Source organism: Thioalkalivibrio sp. ALE9, from assembly GCF_000377445.1.
In the GTDB taxonomy this organism is placed as follows: Bacteria; Pseudomonadota; Gammaproteobacteria; order Ectothiorhodospirales; family Ectothiorhodospiraceae; genus Thioalkalivibrio.
Map to the genome: position 1 here is coordinate 54221 of NZ_KB898130.1, position 16047 is coordinate 70267.

The 16047-nt window shown below is 65.1% G+C and carries 14 protein-coding genes and 1 pseudogene; 7 read left to right on the plus strand and 8 right to left on the minus strand.

Annotation, left to right across the window (positions count from 1 at the left end):
- The first annotated feature begins 21 nt into the window (after positions 1 to 21).
- Positions 22 to 495, plus strand: a complete 474-nt coding sequence (locus D106_RS0110995; RefSeq protein WP_018866074.1) for an SgcJ/EcaC family oxidoreductase — start codon at positions 22 to 24, stop codon at positions 493 to 495.
- A 23-nt stretch (positions 496 to 518) separates the two neighbouring features.
- On the opposite strand, the gene D106_RS0111000 is transcribed toward D106_RS0110995, so the two are convergent.
- The 4 genes and pseudogenes from D106_RS0111000 to D106_RS0111015 all read right to left on the minus strand — a co-directional run bounded on the left by D106_RS0111000 (position 519) and on the right by D106_RS0111015 (position 3544).
- Positions 519 to 983: an SRPBCC family protein gene (locus D106_RS0111000; protein WP_018880050.1), complete on the minus strand. Its 465-nt coding sequence runs from the start codon at positions 981 to 983 to the stop codon at positions 519 to 521.
- Between the two features lies 1 nt (position 984).
- Positions 985 to 1179, minus strand: a pseudogene (locus tag D106_RS14315) (VOC family protein); the annotation flags it as partial.
- Between the two features lie 71 nt (positions 1180 to 1250).
- Positions 1251 to 1439, minus strand: coding sequence for a hypothetical protein (locus tag D106_RS0111010; RefSeq protein WP_018866071.1), 189 nt, complete (start codon positions 1437 to 1439; stop codon positions 1251 to 1253).
- A 47-nt stretch (positions 1440 to 1486) separates the two neighbouring features.
- A complete protein-coding gene (locus D106_RS0111015) occupies positions 1487 to 3544 on the minus strand; it encodes a sodium-translocating pyrophosphatase (RefSeq protein WP_018876335.1) in 2058 nt (685 codons plus the stop codon).
- Between the two features lie 509 nt (positions 3545 to 4053).
- Between D106_RS0111015 and D106_RS0111020 the strand changes: the two genes are divergently transcribed.
- A complete protein-coding gene (locus D106_RS0111020; RefSeq protein WP_018866069.1) occupies positions 4054 to 4593 on the plus strand; it encodes an HIT family protein in 540 nt (179 codons plus the stop codon).
- Positions 4594 to 4607: 14 nt separating this feature from the next.
- Positions 4608 to 5282 (plus strand): c-type cytochrome, encoded by a 675-nt coding sequence (locus tag D106_RS0111025; protein WP_018866068.1) that lies wholly within the window; start codon positions 4608 to 4610, stop codon positions 5280 to 5282.
- 36 nt (positions 5283 to 5318) lie between these two features.
- Here D106_RS0111025 and D106_RS0111030 read toward each other — a convergent pair whose 3' ends face one another.
- From D106_RS0111030 to D106_RS0111045, 4 genes are all read right to left on the minus strand, one after another.
- Complete coding sequence (locus tag D106_RS0111030; protein ID WP_018866067.1) at positions 5319 to 6062, minus strand: hypothetical protein; 744 nt, start codon at positions 6060 to 6062, stop codon at positions 5319 to 5321.
- A gap of 73 nt (positions 6063 to 6135) precedes the next feature.
- A complete protein-coding gene (locus tag D106_RS0111035) occupies positions 6136 to 8955 on the minus strand; it encodes an EAL domain-containing protein (protein WP_026280650.1) in 2820 nt (939 codons plus the stop codon).
- A gap of 35 nt (positions 8956 to 8990) precedes the next feature.
- On the minus strand, positions 8991 to 10118 hold the full coding sequence (locus D106_RS0111040) for a hypothetical protein (RefSeq protein WP_018876330.1): 1128 nt from the start codon (positions 10116 to 10118) through the stop codon (positions 8991 to 8993).
- A 61-nt stretch (positions 10119 to 10179) separates the two neighbouring features.
- Positions 10180 to 10779, minus strand: a complete 600-nt coding sequence (locus D106_RS0111045; protein WP_231372873.1) for a hypothetical protein — start codon at positions 10777 to 10779, stop codon at positions 10180 to 10182.
- 445 nt (positions 10780 to 11224) lie between these two features.
- Between D106_RS0111045 and D106_RS0111050 the strand changes: the two genes are divergently transcribed.
- The 4 genes from D106_RS0111050 to D106_RS14320 all read left to right on the plus strand — a co-directional run bounded on the left by D106_RS0111050 (position 11225) and on the right by D106_RS14320 (position 15969).
- Positions 11225 to 12343, plus strand: a complete 1119-nt coding sequence (locus D106_RS0111050; protein ID WP_018880053.1) for a S9 family peptidase — start codon at positions 11225 to 11227, stop codon at positions 12341 to 12343.
- 379 nt (positions 12344 to 12722) lie between these two features.
- Positions 12723 to 14192, plus strand: coding sequence for an amidohydrolase family protein (locus D106_RS0111055; protein ID WP_018880055.1), 1470 nt, complete (start codon positions 12723 to 12725; stop codon positions 14190 to 14192).
- Between the two features lie 83 nt (positions 14193 to 14275).
- A complete protein-coding gene (locus tag D106_RS0111060) occupies positions 14276 to 14752 on the plus strand; it encodes a YqhA family protein (RefSeq protein ID WP_018880056.1) in 477 nt (158 codons plus the stop codon).
- Between the two features lie 224 nt (positions 14753 to 14976).
- A complete protein-coding gene (locus D106_RS14320; protein WP_231372875.1) occupies positions 14977 to 15969 on the plus strand; it encodes an HDOD domain-containing protein in 993 nt (330 codons plus the stop codon).
- Positions 15970 to 16047 lie beyond the last annotated feature (78 nt).

Below are 16047 nucleotides of genomic sequence, written 5' to 3' on the forward strand. Positions count from 1 at the left end.
ACCCCACACCCCGGAGACCGCATGTTCGCCAAGCCGCTTCTTCTCGCCGCCCTGCCACTCGCCGCCGTAATGGCATCCCCTGCCTGGGCAGCCGAGGACACGATCCAGCAGATCCTGGAGGCCAAGGCGGCCGCCTGGGAGGCCGGGGACGGCGAGGCCTGGGCGCGCGACTATGCAGAGGATTCTGGAGTGGTCAATCTGGTCGGCACGCGCTTCGAGAACCGCGCCGGCAATGCCCGGCGGCATACGGAGCTTCTGCAGGGCCCCTTTGTCGGCACCTCCCTGGATGTGGACGTCCAGGACATCACCCTGCTGAGTGAAGACACCGCCTTCGCCGAGGCCCGGTTCCGGGTCTCCGGGATCGAATCCATGCCCGAGGGCCTGCCGGACCACGGCGACGGGGAACTGCACACCCACATGAGCTTCCTGCTCGAACACGACGAACACCACGGCTGGCAGATCCGGTTCGGCCAGAACACCGCGGTGCACCGGTAGACCGGGCCCCGGTCGCGAACGCCTCAACGGCTGGCGTGCTCACCGGGTACATCCCGGCCAGGGGGATCCCGGCGCTCTTCCAGCAACCGCTTCAGACATTTCAGATCGTCTTCCACCGCGCGGCGATCGGCCCGGAACTGCTCGTCCGTCGTCCCCGGCTGGCGGAACAGGCTGAACACGAACTCGCTGCCCGCTCCGTTCGGCAGCACGCGCATGGGGTTGTGGATCACCGCGCCGGTGGGCAGCTCGACCTCATGATCCAGCACCCCGGACGGGTTGGCCGGGGCAAACCGCAGCGTGACCGTGCCCACGGGGCCGTTGACGACCCACGCATCCCCCGCCTGCCGCACGCTTGAACGCGCCAGCCCCGCCGCCCATAGCGGCAGGTTTCTCGGGTCGCACGCGAAGGCGTACACGTCCTCGGGCGCTCGCGCGATCGAGGTCGTCAGATGGACCACCTCGGCCAGGTGCGGCCCGCGGACGTCCACGTCACCGACCTTCGTACGCGCGAACGAGCGCCGCGATGTCGAACTTCTTCATCTGCAGGAATGCCTGCGTGACCCGGGCCAGCGCCTCGGGGTCACCCGGCTGCATCAGCTCGTCCTGCACCGCGGGCACGATCTGCCAGGACAGGCCGAACTTGTCCTTCAGCCAGCCGCATTCCACCGCCTGCCCGCCATCGGCCGCCCGCCCCGAGGTTCACGCTTGCGCAGCGCAGCGGGAGGACACGCAGGCGCGCGTGCCCTCCCACCCGGTCAGCCTGGCTTGCAGGCCAGGCCGTACTCGAAGGTGTGGATCTTCACCCCCTCGGGGAAGGCCGCCTTCAGCCGCCGCTCGAACTCGGCGTAGATCTCGGCCTTGTGCTGCTGGACGTCCCAGTCGCGGCTGTCACAGTCGACGCCCTCGACGTCGAGTTCCATGTTGAACTCCAGATCCGGGGCCATTTGTACGCGGATTCTCGGCATGTCGATTCTCCTTCCGGTTCGGGGCCCTACAGAACGGGCACGAGCAGCAGCGCCATGATGTTGAGCACCTTGATGAGCGGGTTGATCGCGGGCCCCGAGGTGTCCTTGTAGGGGTCACCGACCGTGTCGCCGGTCACTGCGGCATGGTGCGCTTCCGACCCCTTGCCCCCGTGATGCCCGTCCTCGATGTACTTCTTCGCGTTGTCCCAGGCGCCGCCGCCCGCGGTCTGCGAGATCGCCACGAACAGCCCGGTCACGATCGTCCCGATCAGCAGCCCCCCGAGGGCCTCGGTACCCAGGAACACGCCGACCAGAACGGGGACCAGCACCGGCAGCAGCGAGGGCACGATCATTTCGCGGATGGCCGCGCTGGTGAGCATATCCACGGCTCGAGTGTAGTCCGGCTTCGTGGTGCCCTCCATGATCCCGCTGATCTCGCGGAACTGGCGCCGCACCTCGTTCACGATGCCGGAGGCCGCGCGGCCGACCGACTCCATGGTCATCGACGCAAACAGGTACGGGATCAGGCCGCCGATAAACAGGCCCACGATCACGTTCGGATTGCTCAGCTCGAAGTTGTGCCCACCCCCGGTGTAATGCACCAGCTCGTGGGTGTAGTCGGCAAACAGCACCAGTGCCGCCAGGCCCGCCGAGCCGATGGCATAGCCCTTGGTCACGGCCTTCGTGGTGTTGCCCACCGAATCCAGCGCATCGGTGGTATCCCGAACCTCGGAGGGCAAGTCGGCCATCTCCGCGATGCCACCGGCGTTGTCCGTGATCGGACCGTAGGCATCCATCGCCACGATGATCCCGGTCATCGACAGCATCGTGGTCGCGGCGATCGCGATGCCGTAGAGCCCGCCAAAGGCATAGGCCACCAGGATGGCGGCGCACACCGCCAGCACCGGCGCGGCGGTCGCCTTCATCGACAGCGCCAGCCCGGCGATGATGTTGGTCGCGTGACCGGTCGTGGAGGCCTCGGCCAGATGGCGAACCGGCCGGAAGACCGTGGAGGTGTAGTAGTCCGTCGCCACCATAATGACGCCGGTCAGGACCAGCCCCACCAGTGCCGCCCCGTACAGGCGCAGCGCGGCCCCGCTCTCGATGCCCATGTTGTTGGCCAGCGCGGTATCCGGAACCAGCACCAGGGTAATGGGCAGGAATGCCACGGCAGCCAGCCCCCCCGAGACGATTAGCCCCTTGTAGAGCCCCCGGATAATCTCGGAACCCTCGCGCGCCTTGACCACGAAGGTACCGACGATCGAGGCCAGGATCGCGCCGCCGCCCAGCACCAGCGGATACACCGCGGCCATCAGCCCCAGCTCGGGAATCAGCAGCGTGCCCAGGATCATCGTCGCGATGATGGTCACTGCATAGGTCTCGAACAGGTCCGCGGCCATCCCGGCGCAGTCGCCCACGTTGTCGCCCACGTTGTCGGCGATCACCGCCGGGTTCCGCGGGTCATCCTCCGGAATACCGGCCTCGACCTTGCCCACCAGGTCCGCCCCGACATCCGCGCCCTTGGTGAAGATGCCACCACCCACACGGGCAAAGATGGAGATCAGCGAACCGCCCAGGGCCAGCCCGACCAGGGGCGAAAGTCCCACATCGCCCCCCTCCGGTGTCAGCCACCAGAGCACGGCGAAATAGCCCGCCACGCCCAGCAGCCCGAGCCCGACCACCAGCAGGCCGGTCACCGCGCCCCCACGGAAGGCCACATCCATCGCCGCCTCCAGGCTCGACTTCGCGGCCGCGGCCGTGCGCACATTGGCGCGCACCGCCACATGCATACCAATGAATCCGGCGGCCCCGGAAAGCACGGCACCGATCAGAAACCCGACCGCGGAGCCGATGCCGATCACCAGCCACAGCCCTACGAACAGCACCACCCCGACCACTGCAATGGTCGTGTACTGCCGCTTCATGTAGGCCGAGGCGCCTTCCTGAATCGCGCGTGCGATCCGCCGCATCTCGTCGGTACCCTCCGATCGCGAAAGCACCCAGCGGATGGACAACAGACCGTAGACCAGCGCGACAACGCCGCACAGCAGCGCAAACACGAGGCCGGAAAGTGGCATGGACATGAGCTCCCCCTTCGATACGTCGTGACACAAGATCCTCCGGCGCAGCGGGCACCCGCGACGTTCAAGAAGAACGCGCCAGGCGCGACGCCACCGCCCGGGTCAGGCCCGGACATCCGGTTTGTGCAGCCCGGTCGTGCCTGCGCGCGACCGGTCGTCGAGGCGCGCGGCGGCCGCTGGCGCGGGCGTACAGCCTCGACAAACGTATCGGGGGATGGTGGGTCGGCCGGGAGATCACTCAGTGACCGGACCGCAAAAACCCCTTACAATGCTAGGGAACTTACGTGGTGCGATCCCGGCCGTCAAGCCATGCAGCCATCAGGGTTTTCGGAACCTGCGCCGACATTACCGTTCACAAAGAGCGTTGCTCGCGCACGACCGGGCCCGATTCGTCCCGCGGCCACACCGCGTATCCGATTCGCCGCATACAGGGACGCGGGCACGCAAGCGCGGAAGTCGCGTAAAATCCGCCACTTTCCAACTGACGCAAGCACCTACTCGCAGGCCTTCCCATGACCAGTGCCCAACCAGCCACCCCGAACTGCTACTTCTGCCGGGTATCCGCCGGCCTGGCCGACCCGCTGATCTACGAGAACCGCTCGTTCGTCGCCCTGTTCGATACCAATCCGGTCAACCCCGGGCACGCACTCGTCATTCCCCGGCGCCACGTGGTCTCCCTGTTCGACCTCGACGACACCGAACAGGCGGACTACTTCGACGCGCTTCACGGCGTGCGCCGGGTCATCGAAGCCACGGACCTGGAAAAGCTGTACCGCAACATGCGCGTCCGCGAAGACCTGCGCGAGCGCCCCAAGGACCACATCGACAACGTCCTGGACCTGCCCTTCCTGGGCAATCCGCCCGATGCCTATACCGTCGGCAACAACGACGGCCGCATGGCCGGGCGCAGCATCGACCACCTGCACGTGATCCTGCTGCCGCGCTACGCGGGCGACGTCGAAGACCCTCGCGGCGGCATCCGCAACGTCATCCCGGATCGCGCGAACTACCACCGCCATGCCCACCCGGGCGTACGCACCGACACGGCCTGAACAACGCCAATGCCATGCGCGTGGCACGCCTCCACCAACCCCTCGGCGCAGTCGCCTGGCTCGCACTGACCGCGGCATCGTTGGGTCTGCCGACGGCCAGTGCCAGCGGGGACGAGGACCTCGGTGCACGCATTGCCCAGGAAGGCAACGACCGCGGGGCGACCGCCTGCATCCAGTGCCATGGCGAACAGGGTCAGGGCCAGTCGCAGCCGCCGTTCCCGCGCCTGGCGGGGCTGCCGGAGCAATACCTGGTGGAGCAGCTGGAGGCCTACCGGGACGGCCTGCGCCCGAACGCCACCATGGCGCGGATCGCCCAGCACCTGAACGACGAAGAGATCGAAGCGATCAGCCGGCACTACGCGGAGATGGAACCGGCGGGCGGCCCGCATGACGTGCCGGGCGATCTGGCGGAACGAGGGCGCGAGATTGCCCTTGCAGGATTGCCGGAACGCAACGTCCAGTCCTGCGCCTCCTGCCATGGGGACGAAGGACGCGAACGGAACCCCAGCCTGCCGCCGCTGGCCGGCCACCCGCCCCGCTATCTGATGGCACAGCTCCAGGCCTATGCCCACGGTGCGCGCGAGACGTCCCTTGCCGGCCTGATGCAGGGCATCGTGAGCGAACTGGAAGAGGAAGAAATGGCGGCACTCGCGGCCTACTACGCCTCCCTGCCGGCCCGCGGCGAGTAACCAGAGCTCGAGGCAACCTGTCCATTCGGCCTGGCACTACCCCGCTTCCACCGCCCCCGAGGCCGGATCAAACACCCATGGTTCGTCGCCGAGGCGGAACCGAAGAGTTCCCTCCACCCAGCCCAGCGCCTCGTAGCGTTGCGCCTCCGGATCCAGCTCCCCGTGGTGCTCAACACGCACTGGGATCGCATTCGCTTCCACCGAGTCGCCCAGCGATTCGCGATCCACGACCGTCAGGGTACGGTTCCCTGCAGGTCCTTCCTGCGCGAACACCACATGGCGCCCATCGTCGCTCCAGGGCCCGATCGTGACGCGGCCCCCGTACTGAAACGCCGCCGGGCTCGCCGCGCCGCTGTCCGCCCGCACCAGCCAGCCGGCGCTGTGGGCCGCACCGCTGGTGACCACCGCTACCCAGGCATCATCCGGGGATGCCCTGGCCTCCCGGAATCGCGTTGTCGCACCGAAGGCGTTCTGCGCGTCCACCTGGATATCGCCGGGCAGGTCTTCAATGCCAAGGAGCGTGGCACCCTCCGCCGTCCGAACAGACGCCTCACGGATGTCGAGCGGCGCCTGCACGGACGCCTCGCCGTACCCGGACGGATGCTCTTCCTCCCCCGACGGCGTGCAACCACTGATCACGAGCAACGTGACTACCACACCGGCGGCGACCCGGGGCGCGACGCGTCGAACCGAGCGGCCGCGTCCAGGCCAGAACGCGCCCGCGCCCGACCGCTCCGCCAGCGCATCCTCGCGTTCTCGACTGTTCGCGAGACCCCGCATCCCCCTCCAACGACACACACCTGCATCCGCAGAACTCATAGTGCGTGTCCTCTTTATGTTGCGGTGCTCGTCTTCAGAGGCCCCCGAACACTTCCGACGCGGGCACCGGCTGGCCCAGGTGGTAGCCCTGTCCAAGGGCAACCCGGTAGTCCTGCAGGATGGGAATAATCGCCTCCTGATCAACGAATTCAGCGATCGCCTCCTTGCCAAGGCCAACCGCAAGATCTGCGATCGCCCGGACAATGACCCGACTTTCATGGTCATCCACGAGTCTACGAGTAAAGCTTCCGTCGATCTTGATGTAGTCCACTGGCAGCTGGCCCAGGTAGTGGAAACTGCTGAACCCCACCCCAAAGTCATCCAGTGCCGCGCGGCATCCAAGCGCGCGTATGCCGGTCAGCACACCCCGTGCCGTGGAAAAGTCGCTGACGGCTGCGGTCTCGGTCACTTCCAGGATGAGTTGCCGTGGGTTGGCACCACTGGCGCGCAACTCCTCGGCCAGGTAATCCGTAAGGTAGTCGTCATGCAATGACTGCCCGGAGAGGTTCACGGCCAGACTGATGTCTTCGTCCTGAATCCTGCCCAACAACTGCAGCGCCGCGCGCAGCACCCAACGATCCAGCTGCACGATCTGACCACTGCGCTCGGCAAAGGGGATAAAACGTCCCGGCATCAGTAACTCGCCTTCACCACCGTGCATACGCAGCAGCACCTCATAGTGACGCACGCTGCGGTCACTCAGGCGCACAATGGGCTGAACCATCAGCTCAAAAGTGTTGGTCTTCAGCGCCTTGTGCAACTGGTCCACCCAGTAGACCCGCTGCTCCAGTTCATCCCTGACGTCTTCCACCGCGTGCAGCATGTGCCAGCGTTGAGGCCCTCCCTCTTTCGCCTGATACATCGCCACATCGGCGCTTGCCATCAGGTCAGCGGGCGTAGCGCCGTGCTCCGGGAAACGGGCAATACCGATGCTGGCCGACACTCGATGGCGCTGCTCACCGATGGCGAGATCCACATCCTCCAGCAGCTTCACCACGTACTGCGCCACGTACATGGCCTGATCGTCGCTCGCGCCCTCCAGCAACAGGGCGAACTCGTCACCGCCCAGGCGCGCGATTACGCCGCGGTATCCCAGATACTCGTACAGGGTATGGCCCACTCGGCGCAGCAACTCGTCCCCGGCGTGGTAGCCCCGTAGCTCGTTCACATCCCGGAACTGATCCAGGTCCATCAACAGGACGGCGCCATGGGCACCCTTGGCAAGGGCCTGATCCAGCGCCTCATGGAAGTAGCGGCGATTGTAGAGTTCGGTGAGCGGATCGCGCTGGGCCAGCCAGGTCAGTCGAGCCTCGGCGGCCTTGCGTTCGCTGATGTCCAGCCCCACGGAGATCCGGCCCGGCTCATCCCCGGGAAGCGGCGCGTGGTACCAAACGACCACTCGTTCCTCACCACCGGGCGTGCGCAACGAACGTTCTTCCTCCCCCTGCTGGACATCTCCATCCAGGACGGCAGATCCGATGGGCAAGACCTCGTCAAACGTCCGGCCGATCAAGTCCTCCTCGGAATGCTCCAGCACGGTCGTCGTGTATTCATTGACCAGAGTGATCCGCCCGTCCGAATCCTGGCTGATGATAAACACCCGTGCCGTGTCCAGAAGGCTACCGATGAAATCGCGCTCGCGCGCCAGTGCCTGGATCTGCGCCGCCAGCTGCTGATCCCGGTTCTGCACCGTGCCCTCCAGGGTCTCCAGCTGATCGGCCAGATCCAGGGTCGTGGTCTCCAGTTCATCAATCTCGTCCTGAAACCGCCGGCGCGGTTCCGGAATCACCTCCCGGGTCCGCGCGAAGCCACCGCTGGCCAGCCCCGGCAGCACCTCAGCCAGTCGATACAGGCGCCGCATCGGTGGCCAGACGATCAACAACACGATGACCTCCGCGATCACCCAACCGGTCATCCCGGCGAGGAACAGGTTACGGGTGTGCTCCCGGATGGCAGCGACCTGAGAGGAGATATCCGAGAGGGACAGCAAGTACCCCTCAACATCGGTATCCGTGCCGCCATGGCCCGCAAGCGGGAGCGCCTGGACCTCCAGAACCCGCGATCCATCCTTGAACGTCACTGGATCCCGAGACAGCGAGGACCACGCCACCTCCTCGGCCATGGCGCGCAGGGTCGGCAACGTCTGTTCGATCCGGGTGATCGCCAGGAGATGCCCGCCCCATTCCGGCACCTGACGGAGCATATCCCCCGTTTCGGGCTGCCCTGCGCTGCGCAATAACAGGGCAACCTCACTGCCGGACACGTTACGGACCTGTTGGGTGAGATCGGCCAGAGACCGGGAAACCAGCACAGTCCCCGCCATTTCCCCATCCACCAGCACCGGTACCAGACTGTGGATAAGACAGTCGGCTGCACAGCGCAGATCGCTGTGAGGCCGCTCTGTGTCGCGGACCCGATCCAGCCAATCTTCGACGAGCCCGGGCGTCAGGCTGTCGTCGTCACCTCGGCTGGAGAGCAGACGCCCCGATTCGAGATAGACCCGGACCTGCGCCACTCCGGCGTCCAGTTCCAACGTGGGCCATTGGGTCGCCAACACCTGGTCGGCCAGTATCTTGTCTCGCTGCTCGAGCGCACGGGACAAGCCCGGCGCCGCCGCCACCACGGCTGCCAATTGCTGCAGGCTGTCCTCGGCACGTTCCAGCGCCAGCCGCATCTCGCGTTGCTCACGGGCGTGACTGTCCTCGCGCTCCTGCTGGAACTGGCTTTCCAGGATGTCATGGCCCAGCGTGGTAATCAGCGCTACCAGACCGACCAGCACCAGACTGGTCAGCACAATAAGCCGCCCCGTGAGTCCCACCCGGATGCGCGAATGCGATGTGTGTGGCTTCGTCATCCCCAGGTGCCCGTTCTATTGCGTTCCGGCCGGTTTCAAAAACGCAGGGAGAGCTGCAACATCAGCATGTTCCAGCGCTTCCGGGTCTCGGATGGGTCGGGATTGTCACCGGATGGCAACCAGCCCGTGCCTTCGATGTGGTGATACTCCGCCCCCAGCATGACCTGCGGGTGCGGATGCCAGCGCAAGCCAACGGTCCAGTCTTCGGCGTAGCGCGCATGTGCCGGCAGGCCAGTAGCGGCTGCAAAGCCACGTCCGGAACGGTCACTGCGATCGACCACCAGGCTGTCGTAACGAATCAACCATTCCCAGTCATCACTGAAGCGACGCGAGTACTGCAGATACCAACTCTCCCCGGTGATATCGAAATCGGCCCCGAGGTCGCTTAGTCCCTCCATGCTGGAATGACGCAGCGCATATTCACCGGTCAGGCTCCACAGGGGCTGGTTGTACTGGAGGGAAAGAATCCAGGGCTCGAATGCAAACTGCCCGTCGGGCCCACCATCGCGCTCAAAGCGTGCCTTGACCTGAGCAGCACTCAACCCAGCGACCACACGGCCACCATCGTGCTCGTAGAGCAGCTGCGCGATCGTCGAGTTACGCGGCTCGATAGAACCCGGGACGTTATCCAGTCGCAGCGCCCCCTGTAGATCGTCATCGGCCTGAGGCCGTCCGAAACCGACCTCGCCGCGCAGGAGCCCGGCATCGCCTATCCGCTCCTCGAAATAGGCCTTGCCACCGTCGGAGGCCAGCGCCAGCGAACGGGCACGATCGAAATAGATGGATTGAGGCAGAAGGATGCCCGGCCGGGTAAAGGGCATATCGCGGGTTTGATTGTAGAGGCCGAAAGGATTCTTCACTCGCCCTAGCTGCACACCCACCGTTCGCTCGGGCCCGGATAGCGCCTGGTAATCGATCAAACCATGATCCAGTTTCGGCCGGCCATCATCCCCGATCTCCCCGGCACGCCGGCTGAGCACTTGCGCCGAGAGCAGCAAGTCTTCACGGGGCCGCAGGGAGGCGTTAACCCCAAGCTCCGTGAAGTCGAAGCTGCCGCTGCCGTCGCTGCTGGATCCGAAAAAGTTGTTGTAGTCCGTCGTCACCCAGCCCTGACTGAGAAACCCGTGCAACTGCAAGGTCCCCAGCGCACCCTCGTCGGCCATCGCCGGGCCGGCTGCCGATGACGCAATCAGTAACAGGGTCCCGCCCAGGGCAGGCCGCACCTTATTCCATCTCGATGACTTGGATACGCTCATCCAGGTACTCCTTTGTGAGGTAGCCAATCGCGCCGGGCGTGGTGCCCACACGCTCATGCATCTCCGACAGAGATCCCACTCGACGGGGTGCCTGGCCGGTGCCGGAAAATACCGCTCGGTCCCACGCAAGGCGTAATTGATGGGGGAAGACCCCGAGATCTTCCTTCGCAAAGCGCACATGTACGGGGTCGTTGTCCCCCAGCACGAACACGCGCGCGATCTCGCCGTCCGGCCAGCTGCGCTGGCGCATGCCAAACAAGGCCCGGGTCGTGTCGCGGGTCAGGGTCTGGGTCGACACGCCTGGATGGGCGACCACGAATACCGCTTCATCATCCGCCTTCGACAGACCTGTGATGCCGAAAGCGGCACCCACCCAAAGCGCGATGAAAAGCCGAAGCGCGCCGCGTCGAGCAGGGACGCGCGCACCAGCAGATCCCGCAGAGGGAAGATTACGGTTAGCAGGACAGATGATGGGCGCTCCCTTTCCTGTCAGGCATCCGGAGGAACCGGACCCATGGCGTGAATCAGCCGCATCTCGCCGATCCTGACTTTCCCGCATACGAAACATCGGTCTCCTTCGCGGGCTTGTCAGGACTGCAACACTCAAGCTCCGGATTGTACTGGGCTGCACACCGAAATCTACTCGCCTGCGCGTCGGGATCCACCTTCGTACTTCATCTTGCCTTCAGTGTCTGCGGGGCGCACACGGGATACTCGGTGTTCCGTTAATGGCAGACTGCATGGAAGCCAAGCCTGATTCGGGTCCGTTGCCATGCTGTTCGACATAACACGTTGAAAATGAAGTGCACTGCACCCCTGCTGTCCACCAGTTTCGAGCCTCAACGTGCAAGCCCCTTCCAATGGCTTGGCATGGCCCCTTCAGCCGGTCGCCGGTTTGATCCGGACGCCCTCATCCGTCAAGCCGATGCCGCTTTGGATCAAGCCAAAAACGCCGGGCGGAACCGAGTCGTCTTCCAAATGAGTGAACCAGAACCCCCAGAAGGTCAGGACTAGTGCTTCGCATCGCTGCCGTGTTGCTGGGCCTTGTGATTCTTGCCAGCTACATCGGAGTGCAAAACTGGGAGGCCATGCGGGTGCTCCAGGACATCGAGGCCGGTGACGGACCGAGCGCGCTGAAGGACCGCACCCCGGAACCCGCGCGCGAAACGCTTGCAGTCACGACGAGCGAAGGGGCCATCGAAGCCGACCTCTACCATCCCCGGCAGGATGTCGGCGCCCGTATTGTCCTTGTGCCGGGCTTTACGCCAGAGGGCAAGGACGACCCCCGCCTGGTACAACTCGCCAATACACTGGCCCGGGCACGCTTCCTGGTGCTGGTCCCCGATCTGGAGGGCACGAAAGCCCTGAGGATCCGCACCCAGGATGCCGCCGCCATCGCGGATGCCGCTGCTATGTTGTCCCGCCTGGAGGAAGAGCGCGCCCCGGATGACCAGGACGTCGGGGTCGCGGCAATCTCTTACGCCGTGGGCCTGGCCACGCTCGCGACGCTAACGCCACAGGGAGAAGCGAGCATCGACTTCCTGGTCGGGATCGGCGGCTACTACGACACGAAGAACGTCATCACCTTCGCCACTACCGGGGCCTTCCAGGAGCCTGGGTCAGACCGCTGGATGACCAGGACTCCCGATCCACTGGCGAAGTGGCTATTCCTGCGCGGCAATCTGCACATGCTCGATGACCCCGCAGACCGCGAGATCCTCGACGAAATTGCCTGGCGGCGCATGGACGATCCCGGGGCCCCGATCGACACGCTGGCCGCCGGTCTCGGCGAAGAGGGGCGAAGACTATTGGCGTTAATCCGCAACGATGACCAGGAACGAGTGCCAGGGCTCCTCGAAGACCTACCTGCAAGCGCGCAGGAGGCCATCGAGAGGCTATCCCTGGCCCACCGGGACCTCGCGCACCTTTCCAGCGGGGCGCTCCTGATCCACGGCCGCGACGACAACATGATTCCCCACACCGAAAGCGAGCGCCTCGCCCATGCAGTCGGCGAGACCGACCTGCATCTGATCGATGGCTTCTCCCACATCGATGCGCGAGGCGTGGGCCTGGTGGGCCAGTGGCAGCTCATCCGTGCCGTAACCAACCTGTTGGCTCGGCGGGACAACTGACCTGCGACAGGGGCACCTTCTCGCCCGGTCACCGCCTACTGGACTGCCTTCGTCCCGCGGCAGCCGGGATACTGCGGGCACACCCAGAACTCCTGCCCCATATTGGAGCCCCGACGGGCCTTGCGCTTCACCATGGCGCTGCCGCACTTCGAGCAGGCTTGGCCTGGGAAGATCATGGGTGTCCTTATCTTTTCGCCAGCGCCCCGGTCAGGCCAGTAGACGCGCGCCAGATCTTGGGTATGCTGCAAGCATAGCCCCGGCTATCGCTCGCGATCGGCAGCGGCCGGGATTCCGACACCCGCGCGGGCGTCGGGGCGCGCCCCGAACCACGCGGCGCCGCATCCCGATGTCGCGTGTGTTAACCAGGAGCCACACCGTCATGGGCATGGCCTGTTGTACACCGCACGGCGCGAACGCCAGCATCAACCCCTGCCACTGTGGCGCGGCCCATACCCAGGCGGCCCTACGGCGCATCGAGGCCGACCTGAACCGGCGCCAGTTCCTCGGCGGTGCCGCCGCCGTGCTGGGGATGTTCGCGGGCTTCGGCCTCGCCCCGCGCGAGCTCAAAGCCGGCGAGCCCGGGCAGCCGCTGCTGCTCACCCACCTGCGACTGTTCGACGGCGAGACCCTCGAGATGCGCGAGGACGTGGACATCCTGATCGCGGACGGCCGCATCGCCGCGCTGCCCCGGCGCGGCGAAGGCCCGACCGCCGCACGCACTATCGACTGCGGCGGGCGCGCGGTCATCCCCGGCCTGATCGACGCCCACTGGCACAGCACGCTGGTCGGGGTCAGCCAGATGACCGCCATGACCGCGGACATCGGCTTCCTGCACCTGATGGCCGGGCGCGAGGCCGGCGCGACCCTGATGCGCGGCTTCACCACCGTGCGCGATCTCGGCGGCCCGGCCTTTGGCCTGAAGATGGCCATCGACCGCGGCGCGGTGGCCGGCCCGCGCATCTTCCCCTGCGGCGCGATGATCTCCCAGACCTCCGGGCACGGCGATTTTCGCCAGCGCCACGAGTTGCCACGCATGCCGAGCACCCCGCCGAATTACATCGAGAGCAGCGGTGTCGCTGCGATCGCCGATGGCGTGGACGAGGTGCTGCGCCGCACCCGGGAACAGCTGATGCAAGGCGCCAGCCAGATCAAGATCATGGCCGGGGGCGGCGTCTCCAGCCTCTACGACCCGCTGGACACCGCCCAGTACCTGGAAGAGGAGATGCGCGCCGCCGTGCGCGCCGCCGCCGACTGGGGCACCTACGTATGCGCCCATGTCTACACGCCGCAGGGCATCCAGCGCGCGATCCGCGCCGGGGTGCGCTCCATCGAGCACGGCCAGCTCGCCGACGAGGAGACGGTGCGCATGATGGCGGATGCCAACGTGTGGTGGAGCATCCAGCCCTTCCTGGACGACGAGGACGCCAACCCGAAGACGGACCCCGTCTCCCGGGCCAAGCAGCTCCAGGTGAGCGCGGGCACCGAGCGCGCCTTCGAACTGGGCCGCCAGTACGGCGTGCCCATGGCCTTCGGGACCGACATCCTGTTCAGCCCCGGGGGCGCCGCCAGCCAGGGCCGCCAGCTCGCCAAGCTGACCCGTTTCATGGCCCCGCTGGAGGCCCTGCACATGGCCACCGGCGCGGCCGGCCAACTGCTCGCCCTGTCCGGCGACCGCGCCCCCTACCCCGGCCGCCTCGGCGTCATCGCCGAAGGGGCCCTGGCCGACCTGCTCGTGGTCGATGCCGACCCGGCAGCCGGCCTGGACTGGCTGGATGCGCCCGCCGACCACCTGGACCTGATCATGAAGGGCGGCAGCATCGTCCGGAACCAGCTGGCCCACACTCGATAGATCAATATCCGCCGGTCCGCCTCATATTCCATTCTCCGGATCGCCACTACCCGCCATGGAGTCATGCACGAATGATCGAAAGAATGTTCACCACCAGCCGGCTGCTGGTACTGGTGACGGTCGTGGTCAGCACCATCGCGGCTCTCCTGCTGTATGCCGCCAATGTATACATCGTGTTCAATATCGTGGTCGATTTTGTCCAGCAGGTACCCAGCTCGGTCGATGAAGGCAAGAGCCTGGCGGTGAGGTTCCTGAAGGTCCTCGACATGCTGCTCATCGCTGTGACTTTCCAGATCATCGCGGTTGGCTTGTTTCGGCTGTTCATCAAGCCGGATTCCGGCAGCAAAAGCAGCTTGCTTTCCGTGTTGGAGATCCGGCATTTCCACGACCTCAAAGTCACGATCATTCAGGTCGCGATCGTGATCCTGGTTGTGCCTTTTCTGGAGCAGGCAGTGGAGGTTGGCGCATCACTGGAAACGCTCTACTACGGCCTCGCCATCGCGGTGATCATCGCCAGCTCTGTGTTTGCGTTCCGGAATATGACACATGGCGGGGATTGACTCACCGAACGCACAAACCATGTGACTCCCTAACGTCGGCCTCACGCTCGTGCCGCCAAACGCTCAATCGGGTCTGTGCCAGCAAGTAACCTGAGATCTATCCCGTACACGCCAGTCTGGAGCTCGCGGCTGCCAGCCAGCGCCGGCTGCCACTAGCCATATACCGTACTCGAGGACGGCTATCCGCCATGATGCTCTCTCGCCTTCGCCGATGGTTCAGTCGCGTGGGCGACAACAAACATCTGCCACCCAGCGACCCGCCTCCATCCAACAAAGAATTCGCCAACAGCCCTCGGGAACAAGAACACGACGGCATGGAGCAGCTTCTCTCGGAACGAGAGCTCTCCTCGCGCTACTGTGCGGGCCTATTCGAAATAGGGCTCGATTCCCGGGACGAGCCCTCCCCGGAAGAACGAGCCTGGCTGCGTGGCCTCCGCGACCGGCTTATGGAGAATGCCACCTCATTCAGTGCCAAAGTGCCGCGGCTTCCCCGAATCGCACCCCGGCTCATGGCCACGCTGCGCGACCCCGAGCAATACCGGTCAAAAGAGATCGCGAAAATGCTGGAAAGCGATCCGGTTCTGGCCGGAAACATGCTCAAGGTCGTCAATAGCCCGTCCGTACGCCCAACCCGGTCTGAGATTTTGAGCATCGAACAGGCCGTTACGATCCTCGGCAATCAGCGCATGAGGGAAGCAGTCGCAGCGGCCATCGTAAGCCCCATAGCCCAGTTCGAAAGGGACAATCGTCTGAGCCCAGCGGGGATCCAGAAAATCTGGCCAGAAACGCTGCAAACGGCCATGAATGTCAAAATTGGTGCCCAGCATTTAGGCGGAGGGTGCGAAGGATTCGCACTCTATCTATCCGCCCTGGCACATAGCAGCGGACTCATGGTTCTTCTGCGGGAACTACAAACACTCAGCGCATCCACCCTCTCCCGAGGCTTCATCGACGAGTTCGAGGGACTGACACGCAGCGTCTCTGTTGCCATCGCTCGCCACTGGGAGTTCGATGAAAGCGGTGTTCAATTGCTTCAGGCCTGGGCCAAATCAGATCGTTCTACGCTCGAATCCGCACTCCTAATGGATGCCATCGGATTCACTCGAATCAACAACCTGTGCAACCGCGGCGAACTGGAATCCGGTTCCTGTAAGGTCTTCCGCAAGACCCTGCCCCGCTATGCGAACGAGTGGACACCCGAACCAAGTGCCAGATGACGCCAAAGGCGGACCACAGCGGGTTCCATTCGCGCGGCCCCAAGTCGCATGCCCCAACCCCCTACCCTTGTTTTCTTC

Coding starts and splice junctions, on each gene's coding strand:
- D106_RS0110995 (WP_018866074.1), top strand. CDS start 22: ATGTTCGCCAAGCCGCTTCTTCTCGCCGCCCTGCCACTCGCCGCCGTA.
- D106_RS0111010 (WP_018866071.1), bottom strand. CDS start 1,439: ATGGCCCCGGATCTGGAGTTCAACATGGAACTCGACGTCGAGGGCGTC.
- D106_RS0111015 (WP_018876335.1), bottom strand. CDS start 3,544: ATGTCCATGCCACTTTCCGGCCTCGTGTTTGCGCTGCTGTGCGGCGTT.
- D106_RS0111020 (WP_018866069.1), top strand. CDS start 4,054: ATGACCAGTGCCCAACCAGCCACCCCGAACTGCTACTTCTGCCGGGTA.
- D106_RS0111025 (WP_018866068.1), top strand. CDS start 4,608: ATGCGCGTGGCACGCCTCCACCAACCCCTCGGCGCAGTCGCCTGGCTC.
- D106_RS0111030 (WP_018866067.1), bottom strand. CDS start 6,062: ATGCGGGGTCTCGCGAACAGTCGAGAACGCGAGGATGCGCTGGCGGAG.
- D106_RS0111035 (WP_026280650.1), bottom strand. CDS start 8,955: ATGACGAAGCCACACACATCGCATTCGCGCATCCGGGTGGGACTCACG.
- D106_RS0111040 (WP_018876330.1), bottom strand. CDS start 10,118: ATGGCCGACGAGGGTGCGCTGGGGACCTTGCAGTTGCACGGGTTTCTC.
- D106_RS0111045 (WP_231372873.1), bottom strand. CDS start 10,779: ATGTTTCGTATGCGGGAAAGTCAGGATCGGCGAGATGCGGCTGATTCA.
- D106_RS0111055 (WP_018880055.1), top strand. CDS start 12,723: ATGGGCATGGCCTGTTGTACACCGCACGGCGCGAACGCCAGCATCAAC.
- D106_RS0111060 (WP_018880056.1), top strand. CDS start 14,276: ATGTTCACCACCAGCCGGCTGCTGGTACTGGTGACGGTCGTGGTCAGC.